We start from the raw sequence: 15,668 nt of genomic DNA, 5'->3' as shown, positions 1-15,668 counted from the left end.
GGACGATGCGCTCGGTGGCGTGGCGCATCGCGCCAGCGGCGGGTAGGGTGGCCGATCTCGCCATTGCCTCTCGAGGCCTGCCGTGCAACCGTCCCCCAGCCTGGAACTGAAGGTGTTCGTGCCGGCGCGCGATGTCGCGCTGTCGGCGCGGTTCTACGCGGCACTGGGATTTGCGCCCGAGCCGCTCGGCGACGGCCTGATCTGCTTCCGCCATGGCGATCGCTGCGCGTTCCTGCTGCAGGATTTCTACCACGAAGGCTTGGCGCACCATCTCGTCCTGCATCTGTGGGTGGAGGACGCCGATGCCTGGTGGCGGCGCCTGCAGGCGACCGACCTGGCCGGCCTCTACGGCGCGCGCCTGGGCGATCCAGAGGATCGGCCCTGGGGTATGCGCGACTTCACCCTGCACGATCCCGGCGGCGTGCTGTGGCGGATCGGTCACCGCCTGGACGCCTGAGCGAATGGCGCTGCGGACGCGCGGCGCCGCCGCCAGGCACGCGGCAGCACGGCGCCGAGCGGCGGGGCCGCCGCGCGACAGGCCGGCCTGCGCACGCCTGACGCCCGCCCCGATCCTGGTTTTGTGCCGGCCTGGCAGGATCCGGCGATCAAGGCACGTCCTCGCGCAGCGCACCGCCTGGCCCTGGATCGCCCGGCTGCGCGGGGCGGCCCTTCATGGCCGATCGCGCCGATGTGAACCGGGTTCATTGCGCTGGCGGCGCCGGAAACGGCAAGCTTGCGCCATGTCCGAACCGCTCAGATCCATCCATGTCGTCGCCGGCGTCATCACCGATGCGCGCGGCCGTATCCTGCTCGCCCGCCGCACCGAGGGCCGCGACCTGGCCGGCCTGTGGGAATTCCCCGGCGGCAAGCGCGAGCCCGGCGAAACCTCGGAGCAGGCGCTGGTGCGCGAACTGCAGGAGGAGCTGGGCATCGAGGCGGTGGTCGGCGACTGGCTGATGGAGGTGCCGCAGCGCTATCCGGACAAGCGGCTGCGCCTGGAAGTGCGCCAGGTACTGTCGTGGAAGGGCACGCCGCGCGGCCGCGAGGGCCAGGCGCTGACCTGGGTGGCCGCGGACAAGCTGGGCCGCTACCCGATGCCGCCGGCCGACCAGCCGGTGGTGGCGATGCTGCGCCAGCCCGCCTGCTACCTGGTGACGCCGGAGCCGGCCGAGCCAGGCCCCTGGTTGACGGCGCTGGAGCGCGCGCTGGACGCCGGCGTGCGCCGCGTGCAGTTGCGCGCGCGCGGCCTGCCGGCCGAGCAATGGGCGCCACTGGCGCGGACCGCGGCGGCGCTGTGCGCGACGCGTGGCGCACAGGTGCTGCTCAACCGCGACGTGGCGCTGGCGCAGGAACTGGGCGTGGGCGTGCACCTGGGCGCGGAGCAGCTGCCGCAGTGGCAGGCGCGTCCGTTGCCGGACGGGCAGCCGGTGGCCGCGTCCTGCCACAGTCTCGAGGAATTGCAGGCGGCGCAGCGCCTCGGCTGCGATTTCGCGGTGGTGGGGCCGCTGGCGGCCACCGCGAGCCATCCGGGCGCCGCAACGCTGGGCTGGGAAGCGTTCGAGCGCCTGCGCGAGCAGGTCGCCCTGCCGATCTACCCGATCGGTGGCCTGGCGCCGACCCAGGTGGCCGAGGCGCGCCGCCACGGCGGCCAGGGCATCGCCGCGATCCGCGGACTATGGCCGTTGGCGGCCGATGTGGCATGAGTCGGGCGGCAACAACCGCTTCCCGCAGGAGTCGACTGTCATGCAGCCGCGACGCGCGAAGGAGCGCGCTGTCCGATGGCGCAATGCGTCGGGACTGAAGTCCTCCCACAGTGATCCTCCGACGAGGCTGGCGCCACACCTGTGGGAGCGGCTCCAGCCGCCACATCGGATTGCCGACACGCCGCGGCTAAAACTGCTCCTGCGCGAAGGGGAGGCGCGTACGGGCAAGTCGCCGTCGCGAATCCCCAATCCCCGCCTCTCAAAAACTGATCCAGAAACAGTCGTACTGCCGGCGCAGCCCCAGCACGGTGGACGCCGGGGTAATGCTGCCGCTCAAGGTCTGTTGCAGGCGCAGGCCGGTCGCGCGCCGGCGCGGTGGGCCGTCGGTGCCGTCGCCGTCCGGCGTGCCCGGCATCGGCGTTTCCGCGGCTGCGGCGGGCGTGGCGGCCGCGGTCTCTGCCGCGTCGTCCGGCAATACCGGCACGATCGCGACCAGCGGACGGCGCACGATCGCGTCGAGCCGGTCGAGAATGCGTTGCGCGCCGGCGTCGGAGACGCCGTTCCACCAGTACAGCGCCGACAGCCGGTTGACGTCGCGGGTCGCCACCGCGGTGCGGATCTGCTGTGCCAGCACGCTGAGCCGGCGCACGCACTGCGGCGGCGCCGGATCGCCGGTGCTGCCGCCGACGTTGCCGGGCGCGGCCGGTGGCGGCAGTCGGTCGATCGCGCCGACGTCCTCGCAGCGGCGATCGCTGAACACGGTGGTGCCGTCGGGGCCGCTGCAGCGATTCACCCGCTGCGCCGCGGCGGGCAGCGCGAACATGCACAGGCACAGGAGCAGCGGCATCGGCGGAAGGGCGCGCATCGGCGCAGGGTAGCCGCAGCTGGCGTGACTGCTGGGCGAATGCCTTAGGAACGCCGGGATTGGGGATTGGGGATTGGGGATTCGCCAAAGCGGGGTCGGCGCGCATGTGCGCCGCTGTTGCCAATCCCCAATCCCCAATCCCCAATCCCCAATCCCGAGCGGCCGCACAGGGGCCGCGACGCTCAGCCGGCGCCGCCGGCTGAGCGCAGGCGCGCCAGCACGCTGGTGGTCGGCTTGGCCAGGTTGAGCGTGTAGAAATGCAGCCCGGGCGCGCCGCCGTCGATCAGGCGCTGGCACAGCGTGGCGACCACGTCTGCACCGAACTCGCGGATGGCCTCGGCATCGTCGCCGTAGGCCTGCATGCGCTTGCCGATCCAGCGCGGGATTTCCGCGCCGCACTGCTCGGAGAAGCGGCGCAGCTGGCTGAAGTTGGAGATCGGCATGATGCCGGGCACGATCGGGATCTGCACGCCGAGCTTGCGCACCGCGTCGACGAAGTGGAAGTAGGCGTCGGCGTTGTAGAAGTACTGGGTGATGGCCGCATCGGCGCCGGCGTCGACCTTGGCCTTGAAGTGGCGCAGGTCGCTGAGCGCGTCGTTGGCCTGCGGATGCGTCTCCGGGTACGCGCCCACTTCCAGGCGGAAGGCATCGCCGTGCTCGGCGCGGATGAAGGCGATCAGGTCGGCGGCGTAGCGCAGGTCGCCCGGGTGGCCCATGCCGGACGGCAGGTCGCCGCGCAGCGCGACCAGGCGGCGGCAGCCGATGGCGCGATACAGCTTGAGCAGTTCGCGGATCTCCTCGCGGCTGCCGCCCACGCAGGACAGGTGCGGCGCGGCCTCGAAGCGATGGTGCTGCTTGAGGTGGCGCACGGTCTCGGAGGTGTAGCTCAGGGTCGAGCCGCCGGCGCCGAAGGTGCAGGACACGTACTCCGGCGCGTGGGCCTTCAACCGCGCGGCGGTGCGGTCGAGCTGCGCGCGCTGTTCGTCGGTCTTGGGCGGATAGAACTCGAAGCTGATGGCGGTCATGGGCGCAGCGCGGCGGGCAATGCGGTCAGTATATCTCTTCATCCGGATGGATGTGCAAGAAGCGCTGGCCGCCGCATCGGCGCGGCCGCCGCCACCGCGCCGCCCGGATCGGCGATGCTGTCCCCGCTGGGCGCGCCTCGGGGCGCGCCGCTCCGGCGCACAAGCTCAGCGCTGCCACATCCGCGCCTGCCGCGGCGGCAGGCTGAAGGTGTAGCTGCCGCTGGAAATGCGCACCACGCTGCCGGAGCCCAGCGCATCGGTGTAGTCGACGTTCCAGCGCAGCACGCTGCCGTTCATCGGCACCGCGGCGGTGACGGTGTCGCCGCACTTGTTGATGCCGACGATGCCCAGGTCGCCGCGGCGGAACAGCAGGTAGCAGGCACCGTGCGCCAGCACCTGCATGTCGCGGCCCTGCGCGGCGTTGTGGAAGCCGACCATGCGCTTGAGGTCCTCGCGCTGGTAGGCGTTGACCCAGCGGTTGTCGCCGCTCTCGTTGTTGTCCGAGTACACCATCGGCACGCCGCCGTCGCGGCCGAGCAGGTAGGCGTAGGCCAGGGTCTCGTCGACCGGATCCATGATCGCGTAGCGGAAACCGGCGTTGTTGGGGATGTCGTGGGTGATGGCGAAGGTCACTGCACGCGCGCCCGGCAGCGCCTGGCCATAGGCGCCCGGATCCACCAGCAGGTCCATGCTGCCGCCGTAGGCGAAGGCGTTGCGCACCGAATTGAACAGCGGGAAGTCGTAGGCCGCGTGCGGGGTGGCCTGCAGGTACGGCGCCAGGAACTGGTCGTAGTCGGCATTGCCGCTGCCGCCGCCGGTGATCACCTCGCCGAACACCAGCACGCCGGCGCGCACCTGCGCGTCGAGCACCTTGTTCAGATGGTCGAAGGTCATGTGCTTGGCCGCGTCGATGCGGAAGCCGGTCACGCCCAGCGCCTTCAGCGCCAGCAGGTAGTTGCGCTGCTGCTGCACCACCCAGTCGTTGCCGCCCAGGTCCGGCAGGCCGGGATCGCTGCCGCCGCCGCAGATGCGGTAGGTGCGCACCTGGTAGGAATCGTTGTAGTCGGTGATGCACTGCGCCGGGCCGAAATCGCTGGCGCTGAGGAAATTCTGCGACAGGTCGCCGAACAGCCGCAGCGACGCATAGCGCTGCGGATTGGCGGCGTACTGGCCGAGTACCGCGCTGCCCGGGTAGTTCAGGTCCGCGCGCGTGGCCGCCTCGTTGGCCATGTGGTTGAGCACCACGTCGGCATAGGTCTCCACGCCGACCGCCTTCAGCGCCTGCACCATGCTGGCGAAGGCATCGGTGTCGCCGAGCGGGTTGTCGATCAGGCGCATGTCCTGCGGCTGGTAGCGCGCCCACCAGGCGTCGCCCTGCGAGCGGTAGGCCGGCGCCACCAGCACCTTGCGGTAGCCGGCGGCGGCGATCTGCGCGGCGCGCGCTTCCACGGTGGCGTAGCGCCAGTTGAACGCGTGCAGGATGACGTCGGCCTGGGCGCTGGCGGTGGCCAGGAGCAGCAGCAGGCCGACCAGCAGGCCGCGCCAGCGATGCAGGCGCAGCAGACGATTTGCAGCGGATGGGACGCGCATCGTTCGATCTCCTCGTTGCGTGGGCACAGGCACGGCGCCTGCCGGACAGGGGCGTGAGGTCGCCGCGCGGCTGGCGTGCGGCGGGAGGATGCTAAGCGCGCATCGCGGCGCAACATGCGCGCGCTACATACGTATTCATGGCGACAGCGCGCGAAAGCGGGATCGGTATCCGCTTCCGCGCGGGTGCGTTACCGATGCCGGGTTTCCGTTGTATGCGGCGTCGCCGCCGGTGCGCTTTGCTACAGTCGCCGCCCTCACCTGTCGACGCGGAGCCGCCCCATGACCAGTGCAGCCTTCTATCCGATCGGAACCCCCGGCGTGCCCTGGGGCGCCGCCGAGAAGGCGGCCTGGCTGGCCACGCAGCCGCGCCGGCGCAGCTACCAGGACGAGGTGGTCGCGGCCATCGAGCGCCTGCGCGGGCCATGGGAGGTGGTCGAGTACGGCGAACTGGCGTACGCGCAGGCGCGCTATCCGCTGCTGGCGCTGCGCAGCCGCGGCTGGGACGATGCGCTGCCGTGCATGCTGGTCACCGGCGGCGTGCACGGCTACGAGACCAGCGGCGTGCACGGCGCGTTGCAGTTCGCACAGCAGCATGCCGAGGACTACGCCGGCCGCGCCAACGTGCTGGTGGCGCCGTGCGTGAGTCCCTGGGCGTACGAGCGCATCCACCGCTGGAACGCCGATGCGTTGGATCCCAACCGTTCGTTCCGCGCCGACAGCCCGGCGCAGGAGTCGGCGGCGCTGCTGCGCCTGGTCGCGCCGCTGCGCGATCGGGTGCGCATGCACATCGACCTGCACGAGACCACCGACAGCGACGAGTCCGAGTTCCGCCCGGCGCTGGCCGCGCGCGATGGCGTCGCCTACGCGCCCGGCGGCATTCCCGACGGCTTCTACCTGGTCGGCGACAGCGACAATCCGCAGCCGGCGTTCCAGCAGGCGGTGCTGGCCGCGGTGGCGCAGGTCACCCATATCGCCCCGGCCGACGCCGCCGGCGAACTCATCGGCACGCCGCTGGCGGCGCCGGGGGTCATCAACTATCCGGTGAAGCGGCTGGGGCTGTGCGCGGGCATCACCGACGCGCGCTACGCCACCACCACCGAGGTCTACCCGGACAGCGCCAGCGCCACGCCGCAGCAGTGCAACGCCGCACAGGTGGCGGCGGTGCGCGCGGCGATCGACTACGCCCTGGCGCATCCGTAGCCGCAAGCCGGCTGCGTGCCCTGTAGGAGCGGCTTCAGCCACGCAGGGCGTTACCGATAGCGCCTGTCGCGGCTGAAGCCGCTGCTACGTGGGGTCTCCGAACACCGGGGTTTGCCGGCGCGGCGACGGTGGCAGCGGTGGGCACTGGCCCTGCCGCGCGCTACGCTGGTGCGCCCTCGTTCGCCACGACGCCATGTCCATCGTCCTCACGCCGTTCGCCCGCACCCGCCTGTTCCCGCGCGATGGGCGCCGCAATGCGATCCAGGATTGCACGCCGGAGCAGTTCGAGCAGCACCTCAACGCGCATGCGCCGCTGCAGGTGCTGGACGGCTACGCGCCGTTCTGCAAGCTGCACGTGCACCGCAACTGGACCTCGACGCGCTGCCTGACCGTGCCGATCACCGACGCCAACCGGCGCCTGCTGCGTTCCGGCTACGAGGCGCGCAGCCGTGAGGAGTTGCCGGTGCTGGTGCGCTGGTTCGAGGGCGTCGAGCCGCCGGTGGCCGAGTACCTGCTGCCGATCCTCTACAGCCGCGCGCAACTCGCGCACGAGGGCGCGCCGATCGAGGCCGACTGGGGCGTGGTCGGTTGCCTGTACACCGCCGAGCCGCAGGAGATTCCGATGGCGCCGATCACCATGCTGCGCAATGCGCTGGGCGTGGAGGAGGGTGGCTCGGGCGTACCGCTGGATCGCGACGCTTATCGGCGCAGCGTGGCGTTCTGGGAACACAACGCCAACTGGCGTCCGTAAGCGCAGCGCGCGCCGTCCGCGCGCGCTGCCTTGCCGGCCGCACAGCGCGTTGCGTACGCGCCGCGCGCAGCTGCCCTTACTGCGCACGGGCGTGAGCGCCTGGCGCTCGGCCACGCACCTACGCAGCCGTCGTCATCCGTTCCCCGTTGCTGCTGTGCTGCTGTCGGCACGCCGCGTTGCACCCGTGCACCCGGCTGTTCACCAGCGCAAACGTGCAGCAGGGAACTGCGCGCTACCGCGCGTTTTCACCGGGAACCTCTGCCCATTCATCGGCTTGGCGCGGAGCGGCCATCAAGTTTGCGGATGGCGGGACGATAGCCAGAGGGTGGGGCGCATGCAGCAGCACCCGGAGGTGATGTCCGGCGGCGCGTCGTGGCCCGGTGGGGAAGGCGTCCCTGGCGGGCCATCGGCGACGGAGACGGCGCGGCGTGTGACCCCAAGACCGTATCCCTCCCCCTGCCAAGGAAGTCGTCATGTCCACTCCCTCGCCGCATCGCCGTCGCGGCAGCGTCGCCAAACGCCTGATGCTGGGTACCGGCCTGCTCGCGCTGGCCTGCTTCGGCCTGACCGCGATGATCATCTACTGGCGCAGCAGCGACGCGCTGCTGTCGACCTCGCGCACCAGCATCGAGAACCTGGCGCAACTGGAAGCGCAGCGCGTGTCGCGCGAGATCGGCGTGGCCTTCGACGCCAGCGAGGCGCTGGCCAACAGCTTCCGCGTGCAGCACGGCGCCGGCGGCCTGTCGCGTGACACCGCCACGGCAGTGTTGCGCAGCCAGCTCGACGCGCATCCGCAGTGGTTGGGCATCAGCACCATGTGGGAGCCGGACGCGTTCGACGGCAACGACAAAGGCTTTGTCGGCGCCGAGGGCCACGACGCCACCGGCCGCTACATGACCTGGTGGTCGCGGCAGAACGGCACGCTGGTCCGCGAGGCGCTGCGCGACTACGAGAAGCCCGGCGACGGCGACTGGTACCTGCTGGCGCGCAACACGCACAAGCCGGTGGTGATCGAGCCGTACTACTACCCGGTGGCCGGCAAGGACACGCTGATGACCACGCTGGCCACGCCGATTCTGGAGAACGGCCGTTTCCTGGGCGTGGTCACCGTCGACTTCACCCTCGATACCCTGCAGCGGCGCATCGCCGCGCTGCGGCCGATGGGCGAGGGCTATGCCAGTCTGCTGTCGCCGCGGGGCGTGGTGATGGCCAGCCGCGATCCGCAGCAGGTCGGCAAGACCCGCAACGACGCCTGGTCGAAGGACATGCTGGCGCGCGTGGCCAAGGGCCAGGTGGTGTTCGACCATCGCCGCAGCGACGGCGAGGACGCGCTGAGCGTGTTCGTGCCGCTGAAGATCGGCGATGCGCCGCAGGCGTTCGCGCTGGGCATCTCGGTGCCGTACGCACTGGTGATGGCCAAGGCGCGCGCGCTGTTGTGGACCATCGCCGCGGTCGGCCTGCTTTCGGCGCTGTTGCTGAGCGGCGCGCTGTACCTGCTGCTGCGCCGGCAGGTGCTCGACCCGCTGGCCGAGGCGGTGCGGGTGTCCTCCGCGGTCGCCGCCGGGCGCCTGGACAGCCAGGTCCGGCACCGTCGCGACGACGAACTGGGCCAGTTGCTGGACGCGATGGGCAGCATGCAGGCGCAGCTGCAGGCGGTGATGCAGGCGCAGGCGGAGATGGCGCAGCGCCACGACGCCGGCGAGATGAGCTACCGGATGGACGCCGCGCGCTTCCCCGGCGAGTACGGGCGCATGGTCCACGGCACCAACGCGCTGGTCGCCGCGCACGTGGACGTGCAGCGGCGCCTGGTCGAGGTGATGGCGCAGTACGCGATCGGCAACATGCAGGTGGACATGGAACCGCTGCCGGGCGAAAAGGCGGCGATCACCGAGGCGATGCGCACGACCAAGCGCAGCCTGCAGGCGATCAACCAGGCCATCACCGAACTGGCGCAGGCCGCGGCCTCGGGCGATTTCTCCCGGCGCGGCGACGCCGAGCGCTTCCAGTACGACTTCCGCGGCATGGTGGTCGGGCTGAACGGCCTGATGGAGCTGACCGAAGGCAACCTCTCGGCCCTGTCGGCGCTGTTGCGCGCCGTGGCCCAGGGCGATCTCACCGCGCGCATGCACGGCGAGTTCCATGGCGTGTTCGCGCAGATGCGCGACGACGCCAATGCCACCGTGGAGCAGCTGACTGGCATCGTCGGCCGCATCCAGCAGGCCACCACCGCGATCAACACCGCCGCCAGCGAGATCGCCGCCGGCAACGACGACCTGTCGCGCCGCACCGAGCAGCAGGCGGCCAATCTGGAAGAGACCGCGGCCTCGATGGAGGAACTGACCGCCACGGTGAAGCAGAACGCCGAGCATGCGCACCAGGCCAGCCGCCTGGCCCAGGACACCGCCGACGTGGCCTCGCGCGGCGGTACGGTGGTCGAGCAGGTGGTGGAGACCATGTCCGGGATTTCCGACGCGTCGAAGAAGATGGCCGAGATCATCGGCGTGATCGACGGCATCGCCTTCCAGACCAACATCCTGGCGCTCAATGCCGCAGTGGAGGCGGCGCGCGCCGGCGAGCAGGGCCGCGGCTTCGCGGTGGTGGCGAGCGAGGTGCGCGCGCTGGCGCAGCGCTCGGCGACCGCCGCGCACGAGATCAAGGGCCTGATCGATGCCTCGGTCGGCAAGATCGACGACGGCACCGCGCTGGTCAACGGCGCCGGCGACACCATGCGCGAGGTGGTGGCCAGCGTGCGCCGGGTCACCGACATCATGCGCGAGATCGCCGCCGCCTCGCAGGAACAGAGCGCCGGCATCGAACAGGTGGGCAAGACCATCGTGCAGATGGACGAGGTGACCCAGCAGAACGCCGCGCTGGTCGAGGAGGCCACCGCGGCGGCGCGGGCGATGGAGGATCAGGCCGAGGAACTGCAACGCGCGGTGGCGCTGTTCAAGCTCGCCGCGCCCGCGTCGGGCCGGGCGCGGCTGGAACTGGTGTCGTGAGGCCGGCGCGTACGGTAGCGCTGGCGGTGGCGCTGGGCAGCGCCGCACCGGCCTGGGCCGGGACCGCCAGCGCCAATCTGGCGGCGACCTCGAACTACGTCTCGCGCGGGTTCGAGCAGAGCTGGGGCCGGCCGGTGCTGCAGGGCGGGCTGGACGTGGCCAGCGACAGCGGTTGGTTCGCCGGCACCTGGGCGTCGGGGGTGAGCCCGTACTTCATCGAAGGCGGGCACCTGGAGTGGGACGTGTACGCCGGCTACGCGGCCAGCCGCGGCGACTGGGGCTGGCGCGCCGGGGTCTACCACTACGCCTATCCCGGCGCGCGCATGAGCGCCAGCGGCACCCGCTACGACTACGGCGAGGCGATCGTCGCCGGGCGCTGGCGCACGCTGGAGTTGTCTTACGCCAGCACCTGGACCCGCGACTATTTCGGCTACAACAGCGCCACGCTGGGCGTCGGCCAGGGCCGGCATTCGCGCGGCTCCGGCTACCTGGCATTGGACGCCACGCTGCCGCTGGCACCGGACTGGCAGGCGAGCGTGCATGCCGGCCACCAGCACGTGCGCCATTTCGCCGACTACGGCTGGACCGATGCGCGCCTGGGCCTGAGCCGCACCTGGCGCGGCACCGAGTTCGCGCTGAGCTACGCGCGCGCCTGGAACAGCGCCGGGGTGTACCGCCGCTACACCACCGGCGTGGCCGACGGCGATGGCCGGGTGCATGTATCCAATCCGATCGACGGCGCCTGGGCGTTCACGATCAAGCGCAGTTTCACGCTGTAGCGGATGCGGCGCCCTTCGCCGCCAGCAACGCGCGCAGGTGGTGCTGAAGCGTGGTGCGATCGCCATCTGCGCCATGCGTTGCGCATCGAAGAGACCGGCAGCAGACCGCGCCGCCTGCCGTCGTAGCGAGGCGTTCCGGGCGCACGAAGCGAACTGGTGGCCGCACCTTGATGCGCCGGACACGGGGCGGAAGCGGGGCGCTGGCAGGGGACGGGCAGCCGAGGCCATCGCACTCCGCGGAGCGCTTGGGCAGTCGCGCCGCCGCCACGGCGACGCGATCGCGCGGCAGGCATGCCGGCCGCGCCGCGCCGGGCAGGGCAGGGCAGGGCAGGGCACCCGCCGCCACGCATTGACGCCGGACGTTAAAGTAAATAAGAATCGTTTTCTTTTGTTCAGGGGCGAGCCACGCGCGTCGAAGCGGCCCCACGCCGCTTCGCTCGGGGGTCGCATGCTTCTCCATCGGGATTTGCTCGGTCAGCTCTACCGTGATCATCAGCCCTGGCTGCAGCGCTGGCTCGCCGGGCGCCTGGGCTGCCGCGACGTCGCCGCCGACCTGGCGCAGGACACCTTCGCGCGCCTGCTCAGCGGACGCGACCTCTCCCGCCTGCACGAGCCGCGCGCCTATCTGACCACCGTCGCCAAGGGCCTGATGGCCAACTGGTGCCGGCGGCAATCCTTGGAGCGTGCCTATCTGCAACGGCTGGCGGCGCTGCCGGAGGCGGCGATGCCGTCGGCCGAACAGCAGGCGCTGGTGCGCGAGGCGCTGGAGGCGATCGACGCGATGCTCGACGGCCTGCCCGCGCAGGCGCGCCGGGTGTTCCTGCTGTCGCAGTTCGACGGGCTCGGTTACGCCGAGATCGCCTGCCGGCTGGGGGTGTCGCTCAGCACGGTCAAGCGGCACATGAAGCGCGCCCTGCTCGGTTGCCTGCTGCATGCGCCCTGAGCCGGCGGGCGCGGCGCTGGATCCGCGTGTCCTGGAGCAGGCGGTGGAGTGGCTGGTCCGGCTGGGCGACGACGGCGCCGGCGAGGCCGAGCACGCCGCCTGCGCGCGCTGGCGTGCGCAGCACCCCGATCACGCCCGCGCCTGGGCGCGTGTGGAACGCCTGCACGACCTGATCGCAGCGGTGCCGGCGACGCTGGCGCGGCCGGTGCTGGACCGCCCGTCGCGTGGCGGGCGCCGCGCGGCGATCAAGTCCATGGGCGCGTTGCTGCTGCTGGCGCCCGGCGCGTGGCTGGGCTGGCAGTGGCTGGAGCGGTCGCCGGCCGGCGCGACGCTGCAGACGGCGGTCGGCGAACGCCGGCGGCTGCGCCTGGACGATGCGAGCCTGCTTGAGCTAGATACGGACACCGCGCTACAGGTGGCCTTCGACGCGCAGCAGCGTCTGCTGCGCCTGCGCCACGGCAGGATCCTGGTGACGACCGCGGCGGACCCGCAGCGCCCCGCCCGCGCATTCCGGGTGACGACCGCCGATGGCGCGCTGCAGGCGCTGGGCACGCGGTTCGAGGTGCGCGCCGATGCCCGCGGCACCGGCGTGGTGGTGCTGGAGGGCGCGGTGTTGGCGCAGCCGGGCGCGGCGGCCGCGCGTCCGTGCCGGGTGCCGGCCGGGCAGGCGTTGCGTTTCGATCGCCGCCACTGCGGCGCGCTGCGGGCGATCGCGCCGGGAACCGCCGCCTGGACGCGCGGCATGCTGGTCGCCGATGCGTGGCCGCTGGCGGACCTGTTGCGCGAACTGGGCCGCTACCGTCGCGGCGTGCTGCGCTGCGATCCGGCGCTTGCCGGGCTGCGGGTGTCCGGCGCGTTCCCGCTGGATGATCCCGAGCGCAGCCTGGCGCTGCTGGAAGCGACCTATCCGGTGCGCGTGCGGCGGCAGGCGGACGGCTGGTGGACCACGCTGGCGCCGCGCGAGCGCGCGCCTACGCAAGCGCGCTGACACTTTTTCGCGACTCGCGTGGCAAGGCTGCGAATCCTTCTTCGTCGAGTCCCATCGCCCATGCGTCGCCTCCCACGTCCCATCCGCGTCAGCCTGCTGGCCGTCGCCCTCGCCGCCGTGCCACCGTCCCTCGCCCGCGCGCAGAGCGCCCCGGTCGATCTGCCGGCCGGTCCTCTCGGCAGTGCCCTGAGCACCTTCGCCGGGCAGCGCGGCATCGCGCTGGCGTTCGATCCCGCGCTGACCGAGGGCCGGCAGGCGCCGCCGCTGCACGGGCAGGTCGACGACCGCGAGGGCCTGGAGCGCCTGCTGGCGGGATCGGGCCTGCGCCTGATCGCACGTGCCGACGGCAGCTACACCCTGGTGCCGGCCCCGGCCGGCGCCGCGGCGCTGCCGTTCGCGCCGCTGCGCATCGGCGCGCAGCGGACGTTTCCGTATTCGGAGGGAATGGCGCTGGACCAGGCTTACCTCGAAGGCGCGCCGAAGGGCGACGGCGACATCGCCACGCTGCTGCGGATCGATCCGGCCGTGCAGTTCAGCGAGACCGCGCGCAGTTCGCGCAACATGGGCGAGATCCGTCCCGCCGACATCAGCATCAACGGCGCGCCGTTCTACCAGAACCTGTTCCTGCTGGACGGGGTGAGCTTCAACAACGACATCGATCCGACCTTCGACAACCCCAACCATTTCGCCGACGTGCCCAGCCACTCCCAAGGCGTGGCGGTGGACACCGATCTGCTGGAGAGCGTGACCGTCTACGACAGCAACGTGCCGGCGGCCTTCGGCAACTTCACCGGCGGCGTGGTCGATGCGCAGACCCGCAAGGCCGGCGATGCGCTGCGCGGCAAGCTCTGGTGGCGGATGGCGCGTTCGGCCTGGGACGAGATCATCGTGCCGACGGGCCAGGAGCAGAGCTTCGCGCAATCGGCCAGCGCGTCCTACCAGCCGCGCTACGACAAGGCCAAGTTCGGCCTGCGCCTGGAAGGGCGGACCGCGTCCGGCCTCGGCCTGGTCGGCACGCTGCTGCGCACGCGCTCGGAGATTCCGCTGCGCGGCTACACCGCCGGCAACCTCAGCCGCAGCGACAGCAACCGCAAGACGCAAACGCGCGAAAACAGCGCGGTCACCCTGGCCGCGGACTGGCGCGGCGAGAGCGGCCTGGAGCTTGGCGCCAGCCTCGCCTATGCGCCCAGCGACGACCGCTACTTCATCCAGAACGCCAACAACGCCTGGTTCGACCTGAAGTCCGGCGGCCCGGTGCTGAGCCTGCGCGCCAATGCCGAGCACGGTGCCTGGCGTTTGCGCAACACGCTCAGCTACAGCGACCTGGAGAGCTCGCGGCGCAGCCAGGTGAACTATTGGAAGGCCTGGGCGAAGTCGGCAGCCTACGACTGGGGCGTCAACAACAGCAGTTTCGAGGGCAGCTGGGGCAACGTCGACCAGCACGATCGCAAGCTCGGCTACCAGTTCCAGCTCGACCGCGAAGCCGTCGCCTGGGGCGCGACCCACCATGCACTGCAAGCCGGCGTGTCCTATCAGCGCCGCAAGGCGAACTACGCCCGCCTCAACGACCACTTCTCCTATCTGCAACCCTACGCCACGACCAGTTGCACCACCGCCGACGGGCGCGTGGACAGCGACAGCTGTTCGCTGTCGCCGGTGGCGGCCACGTCCGGCACGCTGATCGCCGGCCGCGGGCAGTACTTCCGGCGCCTGACGATCTACCGCGCGGGTGCGTTCGCGGTCAGCGGCGACGAATGGGCGGCGTGGCTGCAGGACGACATCCGCATCGGCGACCTCAGCCTGCGTCCGGGCTTGCGCCTGGACCAGGACGACATCTGGGACAGGGCCACGCTGGCGCCGCGCCTGGCCGCCTCGTGGGACCTGCGCGGCGACCGCGCGACGGTGCTCAGCGCCGGCCTCAACCGCTACTACGGGCGCAACTTCTTCAGCTATCTGCTGCGCGAAGGGCGCGAGCGCCTGGGCCTGACCAAGACCCGCAGCAGCAGCCGCACCGCCTGGGACAGCGTCACCGGTACCAGCGGCGGCTCCAGCAACCGCCTGGCCGACGTCGACATTCCCCATACCGACGAATGGACGGTGGGCGTGGACCAGCGCTGGGCAGGCATGGAGATCGGCCTGAAGTACGTCAACCGCGACAACCGCGACGAAGTGCTGCGCCAGTCGGTCCGCAGCAACGATGCCAGCGGCGCCTACGCCACGAATGTCTACGAGTACGTCAACAAGGGCCGCAGCCGCAGCGCGGTCTACACCCTGAGCGTGGCGCCGCAGGCGCCGCTGGTGTGGGGCGGCAGCACCACGCAGGCGCAGTTCGCGTTCGACTACACCGACAGCCGGCGCAACTACTCCGATTACCAGTCAAGCTGGAACGACGCCGCGGACGCGCTGGTGCTGTACAAGGGACAGCCGACGTGGCTGTACGACCTGCCGGCCACCGACTTCGCACGCCGGTGGAACGCACGCCTGTCCACGCAGACGCGGCTTGCGCTGGGACCCGGCGAACTGCTGTGGAGCAATTTCCTGCGCTACCGCGCCGGCTTCCGCAACATCCTGCAGCGCGGCAGCGCCGACTACCAGGGACAGACCCTCGACGTCTATGCCGACGTGGTCTATCCGCGCTCCTTCAGCCTCGATACCACCCTGGAATACAGCGTCGAGCTGCCGCGCGCGCAACAGGTCTACGCGCGGCTGGAGGCGATGAACGTGCTCAACCGGGCCAACCCCATCGTCGGCGCTGGCAATTCCGCCTACTACGAAGCCGGGCGCAGCTATTGGCTGGAAGCCGGTTACCGCTTCTGATGCGCGAG

At 71.3% G+C, this 15,668-nt stretch carries 12 protein-coding genes; 9 read left to right on the top strand and 3 right to left on the bottom strand.

Features of this window, described 5'->3' with window-relative positions; translation table 11 throughout:
- Positions 1-82: 82 nt before the first annotated feature.
- Together NKJ47_RS17880 and NKJ47_RS17875 are read left to right on the top strand one after the other, a co-directional pair.
- Entirely contained in the window at positions 83-457 is a 375-nt protein-coding gene (locus tag NKJ47_RS17880) for a VOC family protein (protein WP_254459095.1), read from the top strand.
- A gap of 283 nt (positions 458-740) precedes the next feature.
- Positions 741-1,703, top strand: coding sequence for a Nudix family hydrolase (locus tag NKJ47_RS17875; protein WP_254459094.1), 963 nt, complete (start codon positions 741-743; stop codon positions 1,701-1,703).
- 259 nt (positions 1,704-1,962) lie between these two features.
- Here NKJ47_RS17875 and NKJ47_RS17870 read toward each other — a convergent pair whose 3' ends face one another.
- The 3 genes from NKJ47_RS17870 to NKJ47_RS17860 form a co-directional block, all read right to left on the bottom strand.
- The gene (locus NKJ47_RS17870) at positions 1,963-2,568 is read right to left on the bottom strand and encodes a DUF4124 domain-containing protein (protein ID WP_254459093.1); all 606 of its coding nucleotides are present in this window, start codon (positions 2,566-2,568) and stop codon (positions 1,963-1,965) included.
- 182 nt (positions 2,569-2,750) lie between these two features.
- Positions 2,751-3,593: a methylenetetrahydrofolate reductase [NAD(P)H] gene (gene metF, locus NKJ47_RS17865; protein ID WP_254459092.1), complete on the bottom strand. Its 843-nt coding sequence runs from the start codon at positions 3,591-3,593 to the stop codon at positions 2,751-2,753.
- A 165-nt stretch (positions 3,594-3,758) separates the two neighbouring features.
- Entirely contained in the window at positions 3,759-5,129 is a 1,371-nt protein-coding gene (locus NKJ47_RS17860; protein WP_254461463.1) for an alpha-amylase family protein, read from the bottom strand.
- Positions 5,130-5,462: 333 nt separating this feature from the next.
- Between NKJ47_RS17860 and NKJ47_RS17855 the strand changes: the two genes are divergently transcribed.
- The 7 genes from NKJ47_RS17855 (at position 5,463) to NKJ47_RS17820 (ending at position 15,660) form a co-directional block, all read left to right on the top strand.
- Positions 5,463-6,383 carry a M14 family metallopeptidase gene (locus NKJ47_RS17855; protein WP_254459091.1) on the top strand — a complete coding sequence of 307 codons (921 nt, stop codon included), beginning with the start codon at positions 5,463-5,465 and terminating at the stop codon, positions 6,381-6,383.
- A gap of 193 nt (positions 6,384-6,576) precedes the next feature.
- On the top strand, positions 6,577-7,134 hold the full coding sequence (locus NKJ47_RS17850) for a DUF3228 family protein (protein WP_254459090.1): 558 nt from the start codon (positions 6,577-6,579) through the stop codon (positions 7,132-7,134).
- Positions 7,135-7,607: 473 nt separating this feature from the next.
- A complete protein-coding gene (locus NKJ47_RS20730; protein ID WP_302329797.1) occupies positions 7,608-10,133 on the top strand; it encodes a methyl-accepting chemotaxis protein in 2,526 nt (841 codons plus the stop codon).
- Complete coding sequence (locus NKJ47_RS17835) at positions 10,130-10,912, top strand: TorF family putative porin (RefSeq protein WP_254459089.1); 783 nt, start codon at positions 10,130-10,132, stop codon at positions 10,910-10,912. The genes NKJ47_RS20730 and NKJ47_RS17835 overlap by 4 nt, the downstream gene beginning before the upstream one ends.
- A gap of 448 nt (positions 10,913-11,360) precedes the next feature.
- The gene (locus tag NKJ47_RS17830; RefSeq protein WP_254459088.1) at positions 11,361-11,855 is read left to right on the top strand and encodes a sigma-70 family RNA polymerase sigma factor; all 495 of its coding nucleotides are present in this window, start codon (positions 11,361-11,363) and stop codon (positions 11,853-11,855) included.
- Positions 11,845-12,843 carry a FecR domain-containing protein gene (locus NKJ47_RS17825; RefSeq protein WP_254459087.1) on the top strand — a complete coding sequence of 333 codons (999 nt, stop codon included), beginning with the start codon at positions 11,845-11,847 and terminating at the stop codon, positions 12,841-12,843. Before NKJ47_RS17830 ends, NKJ47_RS17825 begins: the two co-directional genes overlap by 11 nt.
- A 60-nt stretch (positions 12,844-12,903) precedes the next feature.
- On the top strand, positions 12,904-15,660 hold the full coding sequence (locus NKJ47_RS17820; RefSeq protein WP_254459086.1) for a TonB-dependent receptor: 2,757 nt from the start codon (positions 12,904-12,906) through the stop codon (positions 15,658-15,660).
- Positions 15,661-15,668: the final 8 nt, after the last annotated feature.

This window comes from Xanthomonas sacchari (genome assembly GCF_024266585.1).
Taxonomy (GTDB): domain Bacteria; phylum Pseudomonadota; class Gammaproteobacteria; order Xanthomonadales; family Xanthomonadaceae; genus Xanthomonas_A; species Xanthomonas_A sacchari_C.
This window is presented reverse-complemented; position numbering and strand designations above follow the sequence as displayed.

Excerpts from the sequence above, each read along its gene's own strand:
- NKJ47_RS17875 (WP_254459094.1), top strand. The coding sequence starts at position 741 with ATGTCCGAACCGCTCAGATCCATCCATGTCGTCGCCGGCGTCATCACC.
- NKJ47_RS17870 (WP_254459093.1), bottom strand. The coding sequence starts at position 2,568 with ATGCGCGCCCTTCCGCCGATGCCGCTGCTCCTGTGCCTGTGCATGTTC.
- metF (WP_254459092.1), bottom strand. The coding sequence starts at position 3,593 with ATGACCGCCATCAGCTTCGAGTTCTATCCGCCCAAGACCGACGAACAG.
- NKJ47_RS17855 (WP_254459091.1), top strand. The coding sequence starts at position 5,463 with ATGACCAGTGCAGCCTTCTATCCGATCGGAACCCCCGGCGTGCCCTGG.
- NKJ47_RS17850 (WP_254459090.1), top strand. The coding sequence starts at position 6,577 with ATGTCCATCGTCCTCACGCCGTTCGCCCGCACCCGCCTGTTCCCGCGC.
- NKJ47_RS20730 (WP_302329797.1), top strand. The coding sequence starts at position 7,608 with ATGTCCACTCCCTCGCCGCATCGCCGTCGCGGCAGCGTCGCCAAACGC.
- NKJ47_RS17830 (WP_254459088.1), top strand. The coding sequence starts at position 11,361 with ATGCTTCTCCATCGGGATTTGCTCGGTCAGCTCTACCGTGATCATCAG.
- NKJ47_RS17825 (WP_254459087.1), top strand. The coding sequence starts at position 11,845 with ATGCGCCCTGAGCCGGCGGGCGCGGCGCTGGATCCGCGTGTCCTGGAG.
- NKJ47_RS17820 (WP_254459086.1), top strand. The coding sequence starts at position 12,904 with ATGCGTCGCCTCCCACGTCCCATCCGCGTCAGCCTGCTGGCCGTCGCC.